Here is a 1349-nt window from a genome sequence, read left to right on the forward strand (position 1 = left end):
GGCGCTCGTACGTGGCCTCGTCCCGGACGGCGCCGGGGTCCACGAGCACGAGGTCGGCCACTGCCCCGGGCGTGACCTCCCCGCGGCCCGCGAGGCGGAACCGCCGGGCGGCCCGGGCCGACAGGTGCTGGACCGCGTCCCACCAGGTCCACGAGCCGCGGCGCACGTGCTCATCGAGGAACCGAGAAAAGGCACCCCAGCCGCGCGGGTGCGGCTGTCCGCCCCAGTAGATCGAGTCCGAGCCGGCGAGGTGCGCCTCGTGCCCCGCGAGTGTGCGCACCGACTCGGGCGAGTTGGTGGGCGGCTGCGCGAACACACAGCTCGCGCGCAGCGCGGTGGCCGTCAGGATCTCGACCACGGTGTCGGGGGCCGACCGCCCGAGCCGCGCGGCGACGTCGGGCAGGGTCATGCCCTCGGCCCACTCCAGGCCGGGCACGGACGCGAACGTGATGCGCGGCCAGAGGTCCGTCAGGCCGGCGAAGTGCTCGGCCAGGCGCCCGGCGCGGGCGGGGTCGCGCAGGGCGGCGACGGTCGCGGCGGAGTCCGCCAGGGGCAGCCAGGTGGGCAGGGAGACCATGGACAGGATGGAGCAGCCGCGCAGGTAGGGGTACGAGTCGTAGGTCAGGTCGTGGCCCGCGGTGCGGGCCGCCTCGATCTGCCCCAGCAGCTCCTGGGCGGGGCCGTGCAGGTGCGAGACGTGCGTCGCGACGCCGGACGCGCGCGCGACGCGCAGCAGCTCTGCCAGCCCCTCGACGCCCCGGTCCTCGTACCCGCGCATGTGGCTCACGTGCGGCAGCCCGCGGGCGGCGGCGACCCGGGCGAGCGCGACCAGCTCGCGCTCGTCGGCGTAGGCGGCGGGCACGTACTCCAGTCCGGTCGAGAAGCCGCAGGCGCCGTCGTCCAGGGCCTGTTCGAGGAGGGCCACCATCGCGGCGATCTCCGCGTCCGTCGCCGGGCGCTGTGCCGCACCGAGCACCCGGTAGCGCAGCGTGCCGTGCGGCGCGAGGTAGGCGACGTTCACCGGGACCGTGCGGTGGTAGGTCGTCAGGAGGTCACCCACGGAGCCGCCCGCGAACACGGGGTGGTCCCCGTCGATCGCGGCGAAGTACGTGCTCGCCCAGTCGTAGGTGGCGCGGTCGGACGGCGCGAAGGACACGCCGTCCTGCCCCGTGACGACGGTGGTGATGCCCTGGCGGAGCAGCGCGAGCTGCACGTCCGGGCGGAAGACGGCGGCCTCGGCGTGGGTGTGCGCGTCCACGAACCCGGGCAGGGCGAGGCGGCCGTGCGCCTCGAGGACGGCTGGGACGGCTGTGCCCGTGCCGGGCGCGGCGGTGTCCGGGCCGGCGGTC

General features: G+C 76.1%; 1 protein-coding gene. It reads right to left on the reverse strand.

Going from position 1 to position 1349, the window contains the following annotated elements; translation table 11 throughout:
- A partial coding sequence (locus tag PROKR_RS17730) for an N-acyl-D-amino-acid deacylase family protein (RefSeq protein WP_084800513.1) occupies positions 1–1349 on the reverse strand: 1349 nt, incomplete at both ends.

The organism is Promicromonospora kroppenstedtii DSM 19349 (assembly GCF_000515355.1).
GTDB classification, from domain to species: domain Bacteria; phylum Actinomycetota; class Actinomycetes; order Actinomycetales; family Cellulomonadaceae; genus Promicromonospora; species Promicromonospora kroppenstedtii.